Annotated in this window: 16 protein-coding genes and 1 tRNA gene; 13 read left to right on the forward strand and 4 right to left on the reverse strand. The window is 62.6% G+C overall.

Annotated features, from left to right (window positions below; all coding sequences use genetic code 11):
• Positions 1 to 188: 188 nt before the first annotated feature.
• From CLU92_RS01565 to CLU92_RS01610, 10 genes are all read left to right on the forward strand, one after another.
• Positions 189 to 278 (forward strand) — tRNA-Ser (locus tag CLU92_RS01565).
• A gap of 224 nt (positions 279 to 502) precedes the next feature.
• Positions 503 to 1,558, forward strand: coding sequence for a histidinol-phosphate transaminase (gene hisC / locus CLU92_RS01570; protein ID WP_101480442.1), 1,056 nt, complete (start codon positions 503 to 505; stop codon positions 1,556 to 1,558).
• 56 nt (positions 1,559 to 1,614) lie between these two features.
• Complete coding sequence (locus CLU92_RS01575; RefSeq protein ID WP_101480443.1) at positions 1,615 to 2,484, forward strand: NAD(P)-dependent oxidoreductase; 870 nt, start codon at positions 1,615 to 1,617, stop codon at positions 2,482 to 2,484.
• 203 nt (positions 2,485 to 2,687) lie between these two features.
• A complete protein-coding gene (locus CLU92_RS01580) occupies positions 2,688 to 3,752 on the forward strand; it encodes a YeiH family protein (protein WP_101480444.1) in 1,065 nt (354 codons plus the stop codon).
• A 16-nt stretch (positions 3,753 to 3,768) separates the two neighbouring features.
• Positions 3,769 to 5,118: a D-amino acid dehydrogenase gene (locus CLU92_RS01585; protein ID WP_101480445.1), complete on the forward strand. Its 1,350-nt coding sequence runs from the start codon at positions 3,769 to 3,771 to the stop codon at positions 5,116 to 5,118.
• A 35-nt stretch (positions 5,119 to 5,153) separates the two neighbouring features.
• Positions 5,154 to 5,969: a thiazole synthase gene (locus CLU92_RS01590; protein WP_101480446.1), complete on the forward strand. Its 816-nt coding sequence runs from the start codon at positions 5,154 to 5,156 to the stop codon at positions 5,967 to 5,969.
• Between the two features lie 80 nt (positions 5,970 to 6,049).
• Positions 6,050 to 7,060, forward strand: coding sequence for a porin (locus tag CLU92_RS01595; protein ID WP_101480447.1), 1,011 nt, complete (start codon positions 6,050 to 6,052; stop codon positions 7,058 to 7,060).
• Between the two features lie 226 nt (positions 7,061 to 7,286).
• On the forward strand, positions 7,287 to 9,113 hold the full coding sequence (gene xsc / locus CLU92_RS01600; RefSeq protein WP_101480448.1) for a sulfoacetaldehyde acetyltransferase: 1,827 nt from the start codon (positions 7,287 to 7,289) through the stop codon (positions 9,111 to 9,113).
• Positions 9,114 to 9,242: 129 nt separating this feature from the next.
• Complete coding sequence (gene pta, locus CLU92_RS01605) at positions 9,243 to 10,244, forward strand: phosphate acetyltransferase (protein WP_101480449.1); 1,002 nt, start codon at positions 9,243 to 9,245, stop codon at positions 10,242 to 10,244.
• Position 10,245: 1 nt separating this feature from the next.
• Positions 10,246 to 11,007 carry a sulfite exporter TauE/SafE family protein gene (locus CLU92_RS01610; protein ID WP_257560825.1) on the forward strand — a complete coding sequence of 254 codons (762 nt, stop codon included), beginning with the start codon at positions 10,246 to 10,248 and terminating at the stop codon, positions 11,005 to 11,007.
• A gap of 9 nt (positions 11,008 to 11,016) precedes the next feature.
• Here CLU92_RS01610 and CLU92_RS01615 read toward each other — a convergent pair whose 3' ends face one another.
• The gene (locus tag CLU92_RS01615) at positions 11,017 to 12,423 is read right to left on the reverse strand and encodes an RtcB family protein (protein ID WP_180338400.1); all 1,407 of its coding nucleotides are present in this window, start codon (positions 12,421 to 12,423) and stop codon (positions 11,017 to 11,019) included.
• 436 nt (positions 12,424 to 12,859) lie between these two features.
• Between CLU92_RS01615 and CLU92_RS01620 the strand changes: the two genes are divergently transcribed.
• The 3 genes from CLU92_RS01620 (at position 12,860) to CLU92_RS01630 (ending at position 16,022) form a co-directional block, all read left to right on the forward strand.
• A complete protein-coding gene (locus CLU92_RS01620; protein ID WP_101480452.1) occupies positions 12,860 to 13,747 on the forward strand; it encodes an RNA ligase family protein in 888 nt (295 codons plus the stop codon).
• Entirely contained in the window at positions 13,744 to 14,886 is a 1,143-nt protein-coding gene (locus CLU92_RS01625) for an AAA family ATPase (protein ID WP_373917216.1), read from the forward strand. The genes CLU92_RS01620 and CLU92_RS01625 overlap by 4 nt, the downstream gene beginning before the upstream one ends.
• A 221-nt stretch (positions 14,887 to 15,107) precedes the next feature.
• Positions 15,108 to 16,022, forward strand: a complete 915-nt coding sequence (locus tag CLU92_RS01630; RefSeq protein WP_180338401.1) for an NAD(P)H-binding protein — start codon at positions 15,108 to 15,110, stop codon at positions 16,020 to 16,022.
• 4 nt (positions 16,023 to 16,026) lie between these two features.
• On the opposite strand, the gene CLU92_RS01635 is transcribed toward CLU92_RS01630, so the two are convergent.
• Genes CLU92_RS01635 through CLU92_RS01645 form a run of 3 tightly spaced genes read right to left on the reverse strand, consistent with a single transcriptional unit; the run spans position 16,027 to position 19,606 of the window.
• Positions 16,027 to 17,757, reverse strand: a complete 1,731-nt coding sequence (locus CLU92_RS01635) for a cobalt chelatase (protein ID WP_101480454.1) — start codon at positions 17,755 to 17,757, stop codon at positions 16,027 to 16,029.
• Entirely contained in the window at positions 17,754 to 18,728 is a 975-nt protein-coding gene (locus CLU92_RS01640) for an AAA family ATPase (RefSeq protein ID WP_257560828.1), read from the reverse strand. The genes CLU92_RS01635 and CLU92_RS01640 overlap by 4 nt, the downstream gene beginning before the upstream one ends.
• 41 nt (positions 18,729 to 18,769) lie before the next feature.
• On the reverse strand, positions 18,770 to 19,606 hold the full coding sequence (locus tag CLU92_RS01645; protein ID WP_369811606.1) for an IclR family transcriptional regulator: 837 nt from the start codon (positions 19,604 to 19,606) through the stop codon (positions 18,770 to 18,772).
• Positions 19,607 to 19,790 lie beyond the last annotated feature (184 nt).

A 19,790-nucleotide genomic window follows, 5' to 3' on the forward strand; every position in this document is an offset into this window, starting at 1 on the left:
AATTGGTTTTTGCCTTGGCGTATGCGGGCGCGGAGCTCCCCGAATCGCCCATATGGGTTTTGGTTTTAATTACCAGCCCTCAGTTGCAATTCACCAATAAAACCCCTACCCAAGCCAACAATGCCCATGCTAAAATAGCGCCTCGTTCAAACCGGCATGCCAGTTTGAATGAATAGACCGCAGTAAACGGAGAGGTGGCAGAGTGGTCGAATGTACTTGACTCGAAATCAAGCGTACGTTAAATCGTACCGTGGGTTCGAATCCCACCCTCTCCGCCAGAATACATAAGAGAAGCTCCCGCAAGGGAGCTTTTTTTATGCCCGCCACAGATGCCAACCGACCTGCGAGGTATCAAAGCAGGTTGAAAAACCGCCCAAAGCGCGCAGCGCAAGGCGTTTTTTCCTCCATTCAAGCGCTAATGGCCAGCGCCCCGCCACCTTGATCTATCCCAGCCATGGTAATCTACCCGATCACCATCCTGCCCCCATACCAAAGCAAAGCAATGAGCCGATTCTGGAGCAACATCGTCAGCGAGCTGACCCCCTACATCCCCGGTGAGCAACCCAAACTGCCCGACCTGGTCAAACTCAACACCAACGAAAACCCCTATGGTCCGTCGCCGCAGGTGCTGGCCGCGCTGCGCGAAGCCGCCAACGACAGCCTGCGCCTGTACCCGGACCCGTCCGCCAGCGAATTGAAGCAAACCCTGGCCGCCTACCACGGCTTGACCAGCGCGCAAGTGTTCGTCGGCAACGGTTCCGACGAAGTGCTGGCACTGGCCTTCATGGCCTTGCTCAAGCACGATGCGCCGCTGTTGTTCCCCGACATCAGCTATAGCTTCTATCCCGTGTACTGCAAGCTGTACGGCATCGATTACCGCACCGTGCCCCTCGACGACGCCATGCGCATACGCCCGGAAGACTATCAGGGCCCATGCGGCGCCATCATCTTCCCCAATCCCAACGCGCCCACGGGCGTGGACTTGCCTTTGGCCGGCGTGGAAACCTTGCTGCGCGAGCATCCCGATGCCGTGGTGGTGGTCGATGAAGCATATGTGGATTTCGGCGGCGAGAGCGCCGTGGCCTTGGTCGACCGTTATCCTAACTTGCTGGTGGTACAGACGTTCTCGAAATCGCGCTCGCTGGCCGGCTTGCGCGTGGGCTGTGCCTTCGGGCATGCGGACCTGATCGAGGCGCTCGAACGGGTCAAGAACAGTTTCAACTCGTATCCGCTGGACCGGCTGGCGCTGGCCGGCGCCGTCGCTTCGCTGCACGACGAAGCGTATTTCCAGCAGACGCGCCAGGCCGTCATCGCCAGCCGCGAACAGCTGACGGCGGACTTGGCGGCGCTGGGCTTCGAGGTGCTGCCTTCGGTGGCCAATTTTGTCTTTGCCCGCCACCCGCAGCATGACGCGGCGCAGCTGGCGGCCGGCTTGCGCGCCCGCTCCGTCATCGTGCGCCATTTCAATGCACCGCGCATCAGCCAGTATTTGCGCATCAGCATCGGTAACCCGGCCGAGTGTGCAGCCTTGATGATCGCATTTCGCGAAGTGCTTTGATCTTGTGCAAGGTAATGCAACAATAATCGGATTCATTCATCGACAGGACGGACAATATGGCAAAAGTGGCATTCATCGGTTTGGGCGTCATGGGTTTCCCCATGGCAGGTCACCTGGCGGCGGGCGGACATGACGTCACCGTGTACAACCGCAACCCGGCCCGCGCGGCCGCCTGGCTGGAGCAGCACAAGGGCAGCAGCGCCGCCACGCCGGCCGCGGCCGCTGCGGGCGCCGAGTTTGTCTTCACCTGCATCGGCAACGATAACGATCTGTATCAAGTCATCCTGGAAGAGGGCGGCCTGCTGTCGGCCATGGCGCCGGGCAGCATACTGATCGACCACACGACGGCCTCGGCCGAAGCGGCGCGCACCATCCACGCGGCGGCGAAAGAGAAGGGCGTGTTCTTCCTTGACGCGCCCGTGTCCGGCGGCCAGGCGGGCGCGGAAAACGGCAAGCTGACGGTGATGGTAGGCGGCGACGCGCAAGCCTATGCGCGCGCCGAACCCGTCATCGCCTTGTTTTCGCGCGCAGTCACCTACATGGGCGCGTCCGGTTCCGGCCAGTTGACGAAGATGGTCAACCAGATCTGCATCGCCGGCCTGGTGCAGGCGCTGAGCGAAGGCATCGCCTTTGCGGAAAACGCGGGCTTGGACGCGGCGCTGGTGGTGGACGTCATTTCCAAGGGCGCGGCGCAGTCGTGGCAGCTGGAAAACCGGGGCAAGACCATGATCGAACGCAAGTTCGACTTCGGTTTTGCCGTCGACCTGATGCGCAAGGACCTGGGCATCTGCCTCGCCGAAGCCAGGCGCAACGGCAGCGACTTGCCCGTGACGACCTTGACGGACCAGTTCTATGGCGAAGTGCAGCAGGCGGGCGGCAACCGCTATGACACGTCCAGCCTGATCACCCGCCTCAGCAAGAAATAGATCGTCACAACGTCAATGAGCGGCGCGTCCCTGCAAAGGGCCGCGCCGCTTGTCGTTTACGCCAGTATCAACATCAAAACGTCAGTTTCCGGAACATCCGGTTTCGATTTTCATGGAAAAGCATGGACTTCGCTAGCTCATCGTGTATTATTAAAAAACGAGATGAAATGTCCCAATTTTTAAAACATTATGAGCGGACCCGCATGAAAACCAACTCCTCAGCGATAACACGCGTTGTCGACAAAAACATTCCCTACCTGTCTTCCGCCGTTGCCATCTGGCGCCCACGCGCTGTGCTGCGCAGCTGGCCCGGCGTCGCCATCGCGCTGGTGATCGCCCTGTCGGCCACCTTTATTTCCAGCAATTACGGCGGCCCCCAACTGCTGTATGCGCTGTTCTTCGGCCTGGCCTTCCACTTCCTCGCCTCCGATCCCACCTGCAAGCCCGGCATCGAGTTTTGCAGCAAGGTGCTGCTGCGCACGGGCGTGGCCCTGCTGGGCGCGCGCATCACCTTCAATCAGATCGCTTCCGTGGGCGTGACGCCCCTGCTGATCGTCGTCGGCGGCCTGATTGCCACCCTGGGTTTCGGTTATTTGCTGGCCAAGTGGCTGAAACGCCCCATCACGGAAGGTATTTTGTCGGGCGGTTCCGTGGCCATCTGCGGCGCCTCGGCCGCGCTGGCCATCTCGGCCGTGCTGCCGCAAACCAAGGAAAATGAAAAATTCACCCTGCTGACGGTGGTGGGCGTGACGTCGCTGTCGACCCTGGCCATGATCGTCTACCCGCTGCTGGTCAAACTGCTGGGCTTTGACCCCACGGAAGCGGGCGTGTTCATCGGCGGCACCATCCATGACGTGGCGCAAGTGGTGGGCGCCGGCTATCTGGTGAGCAACCATACGGGCGACGTGGCCACCTTCGTCAAATTGACGCGCGTGGCTTGCCTCGTGCCCGTCGTGCTGGGCCTGTCGATCATGTTCAAGCGCAAGGATGGCAAGAGCGAAGTCGATGCGCCGCCGCTGGTGCCTTTCTTCCTGATCGGCTTTGTCTGGCTGGTGATTACCAACAGCCTGGGCCTGATCCCGCAGGAAGTGAATGGCTGGATCAACAATGCCTCGCGCGCCTGCCTCGTCATCGCCATCGCCGCGCTGGGCGTGAAAACGTCGTTCCAGTCGCTGGCCTCGCTGGGCTGGCGTCCCGTGATCATGCTGGTAATGGAAACGGTGTGGATCGCCGCCTTCGTCGCCATCGCCGTGCTGCTGACGCGCTAAGCGAGTCGAGCCCGCCATGAAGATCCTTGTCCTCGGCGCCGGCGTGGTCGGCACTGCATCGGCCTGGTACTTGCGCCAGGCGGGCCACGATGTGCGCGTGCTTGAGCGCCAGGCGGGCGCCGCGCAGGAAACCAGTTTTGGCAATGGCGGGCAGATTTCCGTCTCGCACGCAGAACCGTGGGCCAACCCCGCCACCTTGCGCAAGGTGCTCACGTGGCTGGGCAAGGATGATGCGCCGCTGCTGTTTCGTCCACGCCTTGATGTGCTGCAATGGCAGTGGGTGCTGCATTACCTGCGCGAATGCCTGCCGTCGCGCGTGTCGCGCAATATGCGCCAGATCGTCGCCCTGGCCGAGTACAGCCGCCAGAGCCTGCAAGCGTTGCGCCGCGAGACGGGCATACCCTATGACCACCTGGAGCGGGGCATCTTGCATTTCTATACAGACCAGCAGGAATTTGACAAATCGCAAGCAGGTGCCGCGCTCTTGCGCGCACTGGGCTGCCCGCGCAACACCGTCAGCGCCAATGAAGTGATACGGCTGGAACCTGCCCTGCGCCACGTGCGCAGCCGCATCGTCGGCGGCGACTTTACTGCCAGCGACGAGTCGGGCGACGTGCATTTGTTTACCACGGCCCTGGCCGCGCGCGCCGTTACGGCGGGCGTGGATTTCCGGTACGGCACGACGGTGACGCGCTTGCTGGCAGATGGCGAGCGCATCATTGGAGTGGAATGCATCGATGCGCAAGGGCGTCATCGCCTCGAGCATGCGGATGCCGTGGTGGTGGCCATGGGCAGCTTTTCCGCGCCCCTGCTGCAGCCGCTGGGCATCCGCTTGATGCTGTATCCGGGCAAGGGATACTCTGCCACCTATCCGATTGTCGACCCCGTCAGCGCACCTTCCGTCTCGCTGACGGACGACGGCCACAAACTGGTGTTTTCGCGCCTGGGCGAGCGCCTGCGCGTGGCGGGAACGTGCGAGTTGAACGGCTACACGCGCGAACTTAATTCCGTGCGCTGTGCCGCCATCACGCGCCGCGTGCAAGCGCTGTTTCCCCACGCCTGCGATTACAGCGACCCCGTCTACTGGGCCGGCCTGCGTCCCCTGACGCCCTCGAACGTGCCGTACATCGGCGCCACGCGCTACCGCCAGCTCTTCCTCAACACGGGCCACGGCACCCTGGGCTGGACCATGGGCTGCGGCGCGGGCAGGGCGATTGCCGATCTCGTGTCAGGACGGCGGCCCGAAGTCGATTTTGCGTTTTGCGGGGAGCGCTTGGCGCCGCCGTCTGCAGCAGAGGAATTCCGGGGTCAGACCCGCTGGGGGAATGTGCCTCAGTGGGGCATATTCCGATCCCGAAGGGACTGACCCCAGCTTCGGTTAAGTCAACAAAGGAGATCGAGATGAGAGACGACGCCACCCCCAGCCAAGCACCTACCGGCCTGACCCTGGCCGGCACCACTTACCAGTCGCGCCTGCTGGTGGGTACAGGAAAATACAAGGATTTCGAGGAAACGCGCCTCGCCATCGAAGAGAGCGGCGCCGAGATCGTCACCGTCACGATTCGCAGGGTCAACATTGGCCAGGAAAAGGGCGAGCCGAATTTGCTGGACTTCATTCCGCCGTCGAAATATACGATTTTGCCCAACACGGGCGGCTGCTACAACGCCCGCGACGCCGTCTACACCTTGCAACTGGCACGCGAACTGCTGGGCGGCCACCCGCTGTGCAAGCTGGAAGTGCTCGGTGATGAAAAGACCCTGTTCCCGAACATGCCGGAAACGTTAAAAGCGGCCGGGGAGCTGGTGCGCGACGGCTTCCAGGTGATGGTGTATTGCAGCGACGATCCCATCCAGGCGCTCATGCTGGAAGACCTCGGCTGCATCGCCGTCATGCCGCTGGCGTCACTGATCGGCTCGGGCATGGGCATTTTGAATCCGTGGAATCTGTCGCTGATCATCGAGCAAGCCACGGTACCCGTGCTGGTCGATGCCGGCGTCGGCACGGCGTCGGATGCGGCCATCGCCATGGAGCTCGGTTGCGACGGCATCCTGATGAATACCGCCATCGCGGCGGCGCGCGAACCGATACGCATGGCGCGCGCCATGAAACTGGCAGTGCAGGGCGGACGCGAGGCTTATCTGGCCGGACGCATGCCCCGGAGAGCGGGCGCCATGAGCGCCTCGCCCTCGTCGCCGATGGCCGGGCTGATCGCCTGAGCCGTCGCATTACCGCATTTGCAGCACCGTTGTTGATTCCTGTTTGAAGCACGATAAAAACCACAATACCTGGAGATGACATGAAACACACACTCGTAGCGGCGGCCGTCCTGGCCACACTCTTCGCTGGCAGCGCCAGCGCCCAATCGTCCGTCACCGTGTACGGCTTGCTCGACGCGGGCCTGACGTCCGAACACGGCGGCGCGGACGGTTCCGTCACCAAGCTGGCCACCGGCGTGCAGTCGGGCAGCCGCATCGGCTTCAAGGGTACGGAAGACCTGGGCAATAACTTAAAAGCCAACTTCTTGCTGGAAAATGGCCTCGACCTCGATACGGGCGCTTACCGCCAGGGCGCCTTGTTCGGACGCAAGGCCTACGTGGGCCTGTCGGGTGACTTCGGCGCCGTGAATATCGGCTTGCAGCACAATCCGCTGTTCACCGCGCTGGACAATATCGACCCCTTCGAGACGGGCCTGACGGGCGCCTCGATCAACCTGATGAGCGTGGCCAGCCTGCGCACGAAAAACTCCATCATGTACGAAACGCCGAAGGTGAACGGCTTGTCGGCCGCCATCATGCTTGGCCTCGGCGAAAAGCCGGACAGCAACACCCTGGGCCGCACTATCGACTTTTCCATCGATTACGCCAACGGCCCGCTGGTGCTGACCCTGGCGCACGACAACCGCAAGGACACGCCGCTGAACACGGCGAAAGTCACCTTGCTGGGCGGTACCTACGACTTCGGCCCCGCCAAGCTGCACGCCGCGTATGAAACGGACAAGGATGATGCGGGCACGGATTTCCGCGATGTCATGCTGGGCGTGTCGGCCCCCGTGGGCGTGGCTGGCAGCGTGATGGCGTCTTACATCAAGAAGGATGACCGCACGAATGCGCGCCGCGGCGGGCGCCAGCTGGCCATCGGCTATACCTATGCCTTGTCCAAGCGCACCAATCTGTACACCTCGTACGGACGTATCAGCAACGATGGCGCGGGCACCAACTTCGTTGGCGACGCATCGAGCGGCGGCAGCGTGCCCTTGCCGGGCCATAACTCGAGCGCCTTCACGGCCGGCATGCGCCTGAAGTTCTAGGACGCAGCGCACGAGGTATCGATGGCGGGCTGTCTTTTGCGGATAGCCCGCCATTGTTGTTTCAGGAGTGGGTCAAAGCCACGGATTCCGGATTCAGGAATGAAACAGTCCGATTTTTCATGAATTTTCATTGACAGCGCATTTCGCAACCGTTAAATTGAACACGTATTTCAAATATCGGAACAAAATATACCGATTTTTTATAAAACCGTAAGGAGACTGTGCCATGACCGATTTGTCCGACCAAAAAGCCGCCGCCGCTGCCACTACCGCAGCAACCCCGGTGGGCCCGCAAAAGATGACGCCTTCCGAAGCGTTCGTGGAAACCCTGGCCGCCAATGGCGTGACCGACATGTTCGGCATCATGGGATCGGCCTTCATGGACCCGATGGATATCTTTGCTCCCGCCGGCATCCGATTGATTCCCGTCGTGCACGAGCAGGGCGCCGGCCACATGGCCGACGGTTACGCCCGCGTCTCGGGCCGCCATGGCGTGGTCATCGGCCAGAACGGCCCTGGCATCAGCAATTGCGTCACAGCCATCGCCGCCGCCTACTGGGCGCACACCCCGGTCGTCATCATTACCCCTGAGACGGGCACCATGAGCATGGGCCTGGGCGGCTTCCAGGAAGCGAACCAGCTGCCGATGTTCGAGGAATTCACGAAATATCAAGGCCACGTGACCAATCCTGCCCGCATGGCCGAATTCACGGGCCGCTGCTTTGACCGCGCCATGTCGGAAATGGGCCCGACCCAGCTGAACATCCCGCGCGACTATTTCTATGGCGAAATCAAGGCCGAGATTCCAAAACCGAACCGCCTGGACCGTGGCGCCGGCGGCGAGCAAAGCCTCAACGATGCGGCCGAACTGCTGGCGAAAGCCAAGTTCCCCGTGATCATCTCGGGCGGCGGCGTCGTCATGGGCGAAGCGATCGAAGAATGCAAGGCACTGGCCGAACGCCTCGGTGCCCCCGTCGTCAACAGCTATCTGCACAACGACTCGTTTCCCGCCAGCCACCCGCTGTGGTGCGGTCCGCTCGGTTACCAAGGGTCCAAGGCGGCCATGAAACTGATCGCCAAGGCCGACGTCGTCGTCGCCCTCGGTTCGCGCCTGGGCCCGTTCGGCACCTTGCCGCAGCACGGCATGGATTACTGGCCGAAGAACGCCAAGATCATCCAGATCGATGCGGACAACAAGATGCTGGGCCTGGTGAAAAAGATTTCGGTGGGCATCTGCGGCGACGCCAAGGCGGCCGCGAAAGCCATCCTGGCCCGCCTGGATGGAAAGAGCCTCGACTGTGACGCGACGCGCGACGAGCGCTATGCCACCGTGCAGGCGGAAAAGGCCGCGTGGGAAGAGGAATTGACGAACTGGACGCATGAAAAAGATGCGTACAGCCTGGACATGATCGAAGAGCAAAAGAAGGAGCCGGGCAATTACCTGCACCCGCGCCAGGTCTTGCGCGAGCTGGAAAAAGCCATGCCGGAAGACGTGATGGTGTCGACCGACATCGGCAACATCAACTCGGTGGCGAACAGTTATTTGCGCTTCGAAAAGCCGCGCAGTTTCTTTGCAGCGATGAGCTTTGGCAACTGCGGCTATGCGTTTCCGACCATCATCGGTGCGAAAGTGGCCGCACCGCACCGTCCGGCCGTGTCGTATGCGGGCGACGGCGCCTGGGGCATGAGCTTGATGGAAACGATGACCTGCGTGCGCCACAACATTCCCGTGACGGCCGTGGTGTTCCACAACCGCCAGTGGGGCGCGGAAAAGAAAAACCAGGTCGATTTCTACAATCGCCGCTTCGTGGCCGGTGAACTCGACAACCAGAGCTTCGCGGAAATCGCGCGGGCCATGGGCGCCGAAGGCATCACGGTCGACAAGCTGGAAGACGTGGGGCCAGCCTTGAAAAAGGCCATCGACATGCAGATGAATGAAGGCAAGACCACCATCATTGAAATCATGTGCACGCGCGAGCTGGGCGATCCGTTCCGCCGCGATGCGCTGAGCAAACCTGTGCGTCACCTGGACAAGTACAAAGACTACGTGTAATCAGTCAGCAGTCTACCCGATCCTTGTATGACCCCGGCTTGCCGGGTTTTATGTGCCGGAACCATGGTTCATTCTTCATGCTTCATGCTTCCATGGTTCCGGCACTTTTTTTACCGAATTGGAGTACCCATGAAAGCCCTGCACCGCATCATCGCCCAAGCCCGCGCCGTGCCGAAAAACATCGTGTTGTGCGAGGGCGACGATGCGCGCGTGCTGCAGGCGGCCGCGCGCGCAGCAAGCGAAGGCCTGGCGCATATCACCATTGTGGGCAAGCCGGCCGCCATCCTGGCCCTGGCGCATGAACATGCGCTGAACCTGGACGCCGTGCGCCTGGTGGACCCTGCCACTTCCGAGGAGTCGGAACACTATGCCCAGCAATTGTTTGTGCTGCGCCAGGCCAAGGGCATGACGGTGGAGCAGGCCAGGCTCGCCGTGCAAGACCCGCTGTGCTACGCCAACCTGATGGTGCGCCTGGGCGATGCCGACGGCTGCGTGGCGGGGGCCGTGCATACGACGGCCGACGTGGTGCGCAGCGCTATCCAGATTATCGGCGTTGACCCAGCCTTCAAGCTGGTGTCCAGTTTTTTCCTGATGATGCTGTGCGAACCTTTTCACAGCCTGAAGGGCGGTTTCATCTTTTCCGATTGCGCCCTCGTCGTCGATCCGAAAGCGGAGGAATTGGCCGACATCGCCATGGCCGCCGCCGACAGCGCGCAAGCCTTGCTGATGGAAGCGCCCCGAGTCGCCATGCTGTCGTTTTCCACCAGCGGCAGCGCCCATCACGCGGCCGTCGACAAGGTGCATGCGGCCACGGACCGGGTCAAGGCCCAGCGTCCGCTGCTGGCCATCGATGGCGACGTGCAGCTCGACGCGGCCATCGTGGCCGAGATTTCCCAGCGCAAGGTCAAGGATTCCGTCGTCAACGGACGCGCGAACGTGCTGGTATTCCCGAACCTCGATGCAGGCAATATCGGCTACAAGCTGGCCGAGCGCATGGGCGGCGCCGTCGCCATCGGCCCCTTGCTGCAAGGCTTGAACAAGCCGGCCAATGATTTGTCGCGCGGTTGCAGCGCCGACGATGTGTATAACGTCATTGCCGTGACGTCCGTGCAGGCCCAGGGTGGGCGCTGAGTTGTTCAGCCTGTCCGTGCTGGCGCTGCTGGGCGTGGTGGCGGTGGGTACATATTTCCAGACCGTCACGGGCTTTGGCCTGGGCATGATCGTCATGGGCGTGGCCAGCGGACTGGGCCTGGCGCCCGTGCCCGCGCTGGCAGCCCTCGTCAGTTTGTTGTCGTTGGCTAACTGCCTGGTGGCATTGCCGGGTGCCTTGCACCACCTGGACTGGCGCGCCATCCGCGCGGCCAGCATCGGCTTGCTGCCGGCCATGGCGGCCGGCGTGTTGTTGTTGGGATATCTGGACCAGGCATATGCGCCCTTGCTGAAGCTGCTGCTGGGCGCGGCCATCGTGTATGGCGGCGTCAGCATCCTGCTGCAGGCGCCGCCTGGACCGGGCGCGGCCGATAAACGCAGCTTTTTCATCAGCGGCGTGTGCGGCGGCCTGTTCTCGGGCCTGTTTTCGCTGGCCGGGCCACCGCTCGTGTACCAGTTTTACCGCCAGGAAATGAGCTTGACCACCATCCGCTACAGCCTGATCTTCCTGTTCGCCATCAGCGCGGGCGGACGCTCGCTGATGGCGGGCAGCCAGGGCCAGCTGGACGCGAAAGTCCTGCTGCTGTGCGCGCTGGCCTTGCCCGTCGGCGTGCTGGCCACGATGGCCGGCAAGCGCTACCCGCCACCGATCGCCCAACGTGGCATGCGCCGCATTGCGTTTGCCGTGCTGACCGCCATCGGTATCTCATTGATGGCGGCCGCCGTGCCGCAATTGCTGCATTAGACCTTGCCCCTAGGCCTTGAACGTCAATAAAGGTTTCAGTCGCGCCACCGATTGCAGCAAGCCCGCTTCCTCCTGCGCGGCGATGACGGGACCGATCTTCTTGTACGCCATCGGCGCTTCCTCGACGCGGCGTTCTTCGCGCAGGGTCACGCACTGGAAGGCCATTTCGTCGCTACCCACCGTGGGCCTGATCGCGCGCATGGCCTGGCGGCGGATGCTGCGCCCCGCGCCATGGGAACACGACCACAGCCAGTCTGGATTGCCCATCCCCGTTGCTACATAGGAATAGTCGCCCATGGAGCCGGGGATCAGCGCCAGGTCGCCTTCGCGCGCCGGCGTGGCGCCCTTGCGGTGGATGTTCATGCCGTGCTCGCGCAAGATGACGTTGTGCGGCACGTCCACCACCAGGCGCGAGCTATCGTGCGCATACACCTGCGACAGGCTGTCACGCACCAGCTCGGCCAGCACCATGCGGTTGAGCCAGGCGTAGCGCGACGCCACGCCCATGGCGTCCATGTAGTCGCCGGCCAGTTCGCCCGTCAAGCCGTACAGGCCCGATTGCGGGTGGCGCATGCCTGTCGGCCAGGCTTCTTTGGCGCGGTCCATCCAGCGGCTGCCGACGAAAAAGCCCACGTCGCGGCTGCCGCTGTGGATCATGACGACTACTTCGCCGGGCACCAGTCCGTGCCGGTACGCGGCGTGGCGGTCCATGACAGTATCGACCAGCTGGATTTCCACGAAATGGTTGCCCGATCCCGTGGTGCCCAGGCTGGGGTCGCGTATCACTTCGCGCGCGCCCACCATCGCTTCGGGCGCATGGCGCAAGCCGCCGCCCAGTTCGCGCAGGGCAATGCAATCGTCGAGTTCGCGCAGCAGCCGCGCCTTGTCGACCCGGGGCCACAAGCCGCACATGCCATCCTTGTGCAAGCTGTCGATGAACGCTTCCGGCCCCACGTCGAACAGGGCGGCAAACGCTTTCGAACGCAGCGGCACGTTGCGGCCGTCTTCCAGCAGCACATGCTTGAGCTTGCTCAACAGCTGCGGCTTGCGCGCTTCGAACTGCGCCAGGGTCAAGCCTGTTGTGATCAGGCGCATGCCGCAAGCGATGTCCGTGCCGGGGATGGCGGGGATCACCATGTCGGCACTGGTGGCGACGATGCTGCCCACGGGCGCGATGCTGCCAGGGTGAAAGTCGGGCGTGGCGCAGGCCTTGCACACATGGCCATCCTGGCCGGGCACGGCGACGGCGGCAAACTCCATCAGTTGACGCACGGCTTTTTCCTCGAGGGGAAAGTTGTGGGGCAGCAGCACGGACGCCTGGGCGTGCGGATTGCTGAGTGTATAAATGCCGTCGGCATAGGCGACAGCGATGCCCTGGCGGCGCAGGGCTTTTTGTAATCTGGATAGGGGAAACACGATTCTGCTCCGGAAATAACGAATGCACGGCCTTTTTGCAAGGGCCATGTTTGTTTTCCACGCAGCAGCGACAGGAAGTGCCGCCAGCTTAGCAAATTTCGTGGTGATTGCAAAGCGAGGGTCAGCACTGGAGTGCGCACGATACGCGGAGCCACTTGCAAAATAATCAAACAGCCTTTATATTCCACGTTCTTTCTCGAACCTCTTCCTTATTGGAGCCAAAAGTGCCTCGCTACTTCGCCATCACCTGCTAACGCTGACGAAATGCTCTCTGCAGCATCGTTCGGCGCGTTGACGCCCCCGATTGCTGCGGCACTGTTTTTGCTCCATCCGCACACGTATCCGTGACGCTAGTCTCGATCGTCCACGCCCGAACACGTCGTCAGCACCCCTGACCCTGTATGGACACGCCCCGGTGAACGCGGCGTGGGACGCTATGTTTTTACAATCTTTACCCTTATTCAAATACCCGCGCACGCCGCACCTGGAAGGCTCGCGCCTGCAGGACGGCGACGACGGTTCCGACCAGATGCCCCTGAAAAAGCTGGCCGGCCAGTACGTCGTCATCGAGGAAAAAATCGATGGCGCCAACTCTGCCGTGTCGTTCAGCGATGCGGGCGAGGTGCTGCTGCAGTCGCGCGGTCACTACCTGGCAGGCGGCGGCAGCGAACGCCAGTTCAACCTGTTGAAACCGTGGGCGCATGCGCATGAACACGCCTTGCTGCATTTGCTGGAAGATCAATTTGTGCTGTTTGGCGAATGGTCTTACAGCAAGCATTCCGTGTTTTACGACCGCCTGCCCCATTATTTCAACGAGTTCGACGTGTATTGCCGGCGTACGCAAAGGTTTTTGTCGACGGCGCGCCGCCACGCCATGCTGGCCGGCTCGCCCGTGCTATCGGTTCCCGTGCTGTATGCGGGCAAGATGCCTACGTCGCCCAGGCAGCTGTGGCAGCTGCTGCGCCATTCGCTGGCCAAGTCCCTGCTGTGGCGCGATGCTTTTGAACACGCGGTGGCGCGCGAGCGCCTGCCGCTGGACCTGTGCTGGAAACAGACGGACAAGTCGGACCACGCGGAAGGGCTGTACCTGAAAGTGGAAGACGACGAGCAAGTGCTGGCCCGCTACAAGCTGGTGCGGCATGACTTTACGCAAACCATCCTCGACAGCGGTTCGCACCACAGCACGCGGCCATTGATCCCCAACCAGCTGGCCGAGGGCGTGGACCTGTACGCGCCGCAGCCGCTGGTCACGTGGGAGAGCCTGGGCTTGCACACCTGCCAGTCGCTGGACGAACTGGCTGCCTTCTCAAGGAGTACAAAATGATGCACTGGAAAACCCTGCAACAACTGGTGCCGCCAGCGGGGCGCTCACCCGACTTTAGCGCCTGCCTGGCTGCCTTTCCGCAACTGGAACTGGCGAAGACGACGCCGCAAAATCCCGTCTACCACGCGGAAGGCGATGTGTGGACGCATACCATGATGGTGGTGGAATCCCTGCTGGCCATGCCCGACTACCAGGCTGCCACGCGCGCCGAACAGGAAATCGTGTTTCTCGCCGCCTTGCTGCATGACGTGGCCAAGTGCAGCACCACGGTGATCGACCCGGCGACGGGCGCCATCGGCCAGCCCGGCCATTCGCGCAAGGGCGCGCTCGATGCGCGCATCGCGCTGTGGGACTGCGACGTGCCATTTGCCGTGCGCGAGGAAATCTGCCGCCTGATCAATGTGCACCAGGTGCCCTTCTTTGCGCTGGAAACATCGCGGCGCGGCGTGACGCCGGAATTTACCGTGCGCGAACTGTCGTGGCAGGTCGATATCCGCTTGCTGGCCATGCTGGCCGAGGCGGATATTCGCGGACGCATCTGCCCCGATCCGCAGCGCATACTTGACGCCATCGAGCTGTTCAGAGAGCTGGCGCGCGAGGAGGGTTGCTATGGACAGCGGAGGGTTTTTGTTGACGACCACACGCGCGTGAAATACTTTCGCGGCGCCGAGGCGCATCCCGATTATCCCCTGTTCCAGGAGCCGGGTTCGCACGTGATCGTCATGTCGGGCTTGCCCGCGTCCGGCAAGAATACGTGGGTGGACAAACACCATCCGCGCCTGCCCGTCGTGTCCTTCGACGATGCGCGCACGGCCTTGGGCTTGAAGCACGGCAAGAACGAGGGGCAGGTGGGTGATTATGCGGAAGAACGGGCGCGCGAACTGTTGCGCAAGGGCGAACCGTTCGTGTGGAACGCCACGCATCTGTCGAAACTGATGCGCGAAAAGACGCTCAATCTGCTGTACAAATACCACGCGCAGGTGGAGCTCGTGTACCTGGAACAGCCACGCAAGGAATTACTGCGGCGCAACGGTCAGCGCGACACCTCGCTGAGCAACAAGAAGCTGCAATCGATGCTGTGGAACTGGGAAATCCCGCTGCCGATGGAAGCGCATGCCGTGCGCTATTGCGTCAGTTAGCCCAGCAGCGGTCAAGCGCAGTTGAAAGCGCTTGACCGGCCCCGCGCCACGCGCCATGATGGGCGCATGACCCTTGTTTTCCCTTCTTTCCTGTAAGCCTGCCGCAGATCCGCCCCGCAGGGGGCGGGCCGCTGCATGGCTGCCTTTGATTCCCTTACATCATCGTCGTGCGTTGCCGCCCCCGCATGGGGTACGCCTGCGCGCGCCACAAGGAAAAGAACATGAAAACAATGCATCTCGCCGTCGCCGGCGCCTCCGGCCAACTGGGCACCCTGGTCGTCAATGAACTCATCCGGCAGCGCGCCATCCATCCGGGCATGGCGCTCACGGCTATCACCCGCACACCCGGGCACCACGCGGCGTGGCAGGAGCAGGACATTGATGTGCGCTTCGGCGACTACGACCAGCCGCAGGGCCTGGCCGCCGCCTTCCAAGGCGTCGAGCGCCTGCTGTTGATCAGTACAAATGCCATCGATGGCACGGGGCGGCGCCTGGAGCAGCACCGCCATGCCATTGCGGCGGCGCGGCTGGCGGGCGTGGACCATATCGTCTACACCTCGTTCCTGCAGCCGGAGGAGGGGAAAAGGTCGTTGCTGAACGACGACCACCTTGCCACGGAAGCGCTGCTGCAAGAGAGCAGCATCGGCCACACGATTTTGCGCAATGCGTTTTACCAGGACTTGCTGCTGGTGGTATTGGGCACTGCCGCCATGGATGGCCAGTTGCGCACGGCCATGGGACAAGGCCATGTGTCCTGCGTGGCGCGCGAGGATTGCGCGCATGCGGCCGCCGCAGCCCTGGCGGCTGACTACCGTGGCAACCGCATCCTGGATATCACAGGTCCCGCCGCCCTCGATGCACGGGCGCTGGCCGCCATCGCCGCCCAGGTATTCGGCAAGTCCATCGAGGTCGTGGCCCTTGATGCGGATTCGCGCGCGCGCCATTTCATCGCTGCCGGCATGCCCGCGCCGATGGCAACGATGCTGGCCGGTATCGAGCGCTGGCTGGCCACCGATGCCATGCACCTGGTCAGCGATGACTTTACCCGCTCGACGGGCAGGCAGGCGTCGCCAGTGCAAGCGTTTTTGCAGGCGCATCGCCGGCAGTTGCTGGCGCCGACGCTGCCGCCGGCATAGGACGCTATTTTTTTCGTCCGGCGAGCAGCTGGGCGATCTCGCTGAACAGCTCATTGTTCAGCGAGGCGGGCAGGGTGGTGGCCAGGCTGCGGCTGTAGTAGGCGCCCAGGTCCAGGCCCAGTCCCAGGCCGCGGATTTCCACGGCACCCTGCGCTTCGCGGCCCGCCACCACTTGTTTTAAATGCTGCGCCAGGTAAAACTCGTCGTTGGCCAGATTCGTGGCCGTGTCCATCGGGCAACCGTCGGAGACGACGAGCAGGATGCGCCGCCGCTCCGGGCGGGCCAGCATGCGCTTGCACGCCCAGTCCACGGCTTCGCCATCGACGCCTTCGCGGTACAGATCTGCCTTTAACAGGGCCGCGATGTCGGGACGCGCGCGGCGCCAGTTCGTGTCGCCATCCTTGAAGACCATGTGCACGCGTTCGTTCAAGCGGCCCGGGTTGACGGGTGAGCGGGCGCGCATCCAGTCGCGTTTGACTCGTCCCCCGTTCCAGGCGCCCGTCGTAAAGCCCAGCAACTCTGTCTTGATGCCAGCCTGGTCCAGCGCGCGCAGCAGGATGTCCAGCAACACGGCCACGGATTCCGCATGCGTCTTCATGGAACCGGAGCAATCGACGAGGAAGGTGACCAGGCAATCGGCCTGGGGCAGGAATTGTTCTTTGCGAAACAGCCGGCGCTCGGACGGCGAGCTGATCAGCTGCGCCAGGCGGCGACCATCGATAGTCCCTTCTTCCTCGCCGAACGACCAGCCGTCGCGTTGGGGCACGGCCAGCAGTTGCGTAAAACGCCGTGCCAGGCGCGCCGTGTTGATGCCCAGGCTGGCGATGCGCGCATCCATGCGCTCGCGGTATTCGAGCAGCAGGGCGCGGCGTACCAGTTCGCCCGCTTTTTCTTCCCGGTCGTATGCCGTGGAGTAAGCCCTGTAGGCGCCATCGCCGTCGCCGAAGGCACGGCTGTCGCCCAGCGGGGCGCTATCGGGAAAATTGTCGTTGTCGCTGTCGAAATCGAGCAGCAGCTTGAAGGCCGCCTGCGCTTTCGCGTCCTCGGCCGCGTTTTGCTGGTCATCCTGCGCCGCTTGCGCCTCTTTCAGCATGGCGTCGACGGCATGGGCGATGGCCAGCGCGTGGCGGGCAAAGGCAGCCTGGGCCAATCGGTGGCGGCGCAATCCCGCCAGGTCGCCACTTAGTTGCGAAGAAACGGACCAGCGCGTGGCCTCGATGAAATCTTCCGTCTTTTCCAGCACGGGCCGGGCCGTCAGGCGCGACCAGCACATCTGGAACACTGTATACAAGAGCAAGCCGGAAGCGCCTTCGGCCAGGCCGGAATCGTAAAACGCATGCGACCAGGCCGTGAAGCGGTGGCGCAGGTTATTGATCACTCCGGCATGTTGATCTGGCGCAAGCGTTTCCACTCTTAACTGCTCCAGCAGTTCGAACACCAGACGCGCCACGGGTTCTGGCGGACACAGCGTTTTGTGCAGGGCAGCGTCCGTATGCAGCAAACGCAGGGCCACGCTGTCGGCCGCGCCGCGCAGCGAGGGCAAATCCTGCAGCGCCGCATCGGGCTGCAGATGGGCCGAATGGATGGGCAGGGGGCGGTGGCCGTCGTGCAGGCGCCGGCCCCGGTAGCGGATGGCGGCAACGCCGCTCAGCGCGCGGATGGCGCCAGCGCACAGCTCATCCGTTTCCTGCTGTTCGCGCGTGTAGGGGGCAGGCGCGGTCGCTTCGGCGCTCATGGCGCCGTCGCCAGCAATTCCTCGTTAAAACAGCGCTGGTAATACTCGGCCACCATGGGCCGTTCGGCCTCGTCGCATTTGTTGAGGAAGGACAGGCGGAAAGCCAGCGCCGGATCGCGGAAGATCTGGCAATTCTCGGCCCAGGTAATCACCGTGCGCGGCGACATCAAACAGGCCAGGTCGCCCGCCGCATAGCCGTGGCGCGTGAGGCCGGCCACGGCCACCATGCTGCTTGCCAGCTGGCGGCCCGCCTCGTCATTCATGGCGGGGACACGCGCCAGCACGATCTCCGTTTCTTCCGCCTGCGGCAGATAGTTCAAGGTGGCAACGATGTTCCAGCGGTCGATCTGCGCGTGATTGAGCACCTGCGTGCCGTGGTACATGCCGTTCAAGTTGCCGAGGCCCACGGTGTTCGAGGTGGCAAACAGGCGGAAATGGGGATGCGGTGTGATGACCCGGTTCTGGTCCAGCAGAGTGAATTTGCCGTCGCGCTCCAAAATGCGCTGGATGACGAACATCACGTCCGGGCGGCCCGCGTCGTACTCGTCGAAGATCAGGGCCACGGGGCGCTGCAATGACCAGGGCACGATGCCCTCCTGGAACTCCGTCACCTGCTGCTGCTCGCGCAGCACGATGGCGTCCTTGCCGACAAGATCGAGGCGGCTGATGTGGCCGTCGAGGTTGACGCGCACGCAGGGCCAGTTCAGGCGCGCCGCCACCTGCTCGATATGCGTGGACTTGCCCGTGCCATGCAAGCCTTGCACCATCACGCGGCGGTTGTGGCTGAAGCCGGCCAAAATCGCCAGGGTCACATCCTCGTTGAAGCGGTAGGCGGGATCGATGTCTGGCACATGCGGATCGCGCTCCGTAAAGACGGGCACGAGCAGGTCGCTGTCGATATTGAACAGGCTGCGCACGGACTGCAAGGTTTGCGCCGCTGCGGCGGGGGGATGTTGGCGTGAATCTGGCACCTTGTTCTCCTGGTCTAGCCGCAGCATGGGTGCCGCAGCGGTTATGAATTACCTGCCTGCAATGCGTCGTCGTCCCCGCCCGTCGTCGGCATGGTTTCCGATTCGATGGCGGCCAGGGCTTGCGCGGCGCGTTGCAATGCTGGTAAGAAATGTAAAGCCTTGTCGTGCGTCAAACGGATGATGGGTGCCTGGATCGCCACGGCCAGGTTCGAGCGGCCGTTCGGGTTCGGCACCAGCACGGCCACGCACAGCAGGCCGGGCAGGAATTCCTCGTCGTCCAGCGCGTAGCCGTTGCGGCGCACCAGTTCCAGTTCGCGTTCCAGCTTGACGGGGTCCGTTTCCGTCTTGTCCGTAAAGCGCGTCAATTCCATATGGCCCAGCAGGCGGCGCCGTTGCACGGGCGTCATTTGCGCCAGGAACAGCTTGCCGCTCGACGAGCAGTGGGCCGGCACCCTCGAACCGGGATGCAGGTAGAAGCGCAGCGGGGCCGCCGTTTCCACCCTGTCCAGGTACACCACTTCGCTGCCGCTGAAGGCCGTCAGGTTGCAGCTTTCGCCCACTTCCTCGACCAGCTGGCGCAAGACCATGCGGCGGGCGCCATGGAAAGTGTTGTTAATCAGCAGGTTCGATGCCAGCCGGCGCAGGCGCACGCCCGTGCTGTAGTGGCGGCCATCGCTTTCGCGCTGCAGCACGCCCACGCTTTCCAGCTGTTGCAGCATGCGGTGCAAGGTGGGTTTTGGCAGCCCCGTTTCTTCCACCAGCGCTTGCAGCGACAGCAACTGGTCCTTCTCGGCAATCACTTCCAGCAAGGCAAACAAACGCATTGTGGGCGTGTCGCCTTCCAGCTTTTCTGGCTCAAGTTTTGGGGATGAAATCATGTCCATGGTGGCCTCGGTGTGTTATTTCATTTTCGAACTCAAATTGTACCGTTTCCTTGAAAATCTGTTTGACTTTTGATTCCCGAACGCTTAAATTGAATTGTATATCAAATTTCGGAACAAAATATACCGATTTTTAATAAATGAGTTGATCATTTCAACAGCCTCACACCACAGACCAGGA

The organism is Janthinobacterium sp. 61 (genome assembly GCF_002846335.1).
Lineage (GTDB): Bacteria > Pseudomonadota > Gammaproteobacteria > Burkholderiales > Burkholderiaceae_D > Janthinobacterium.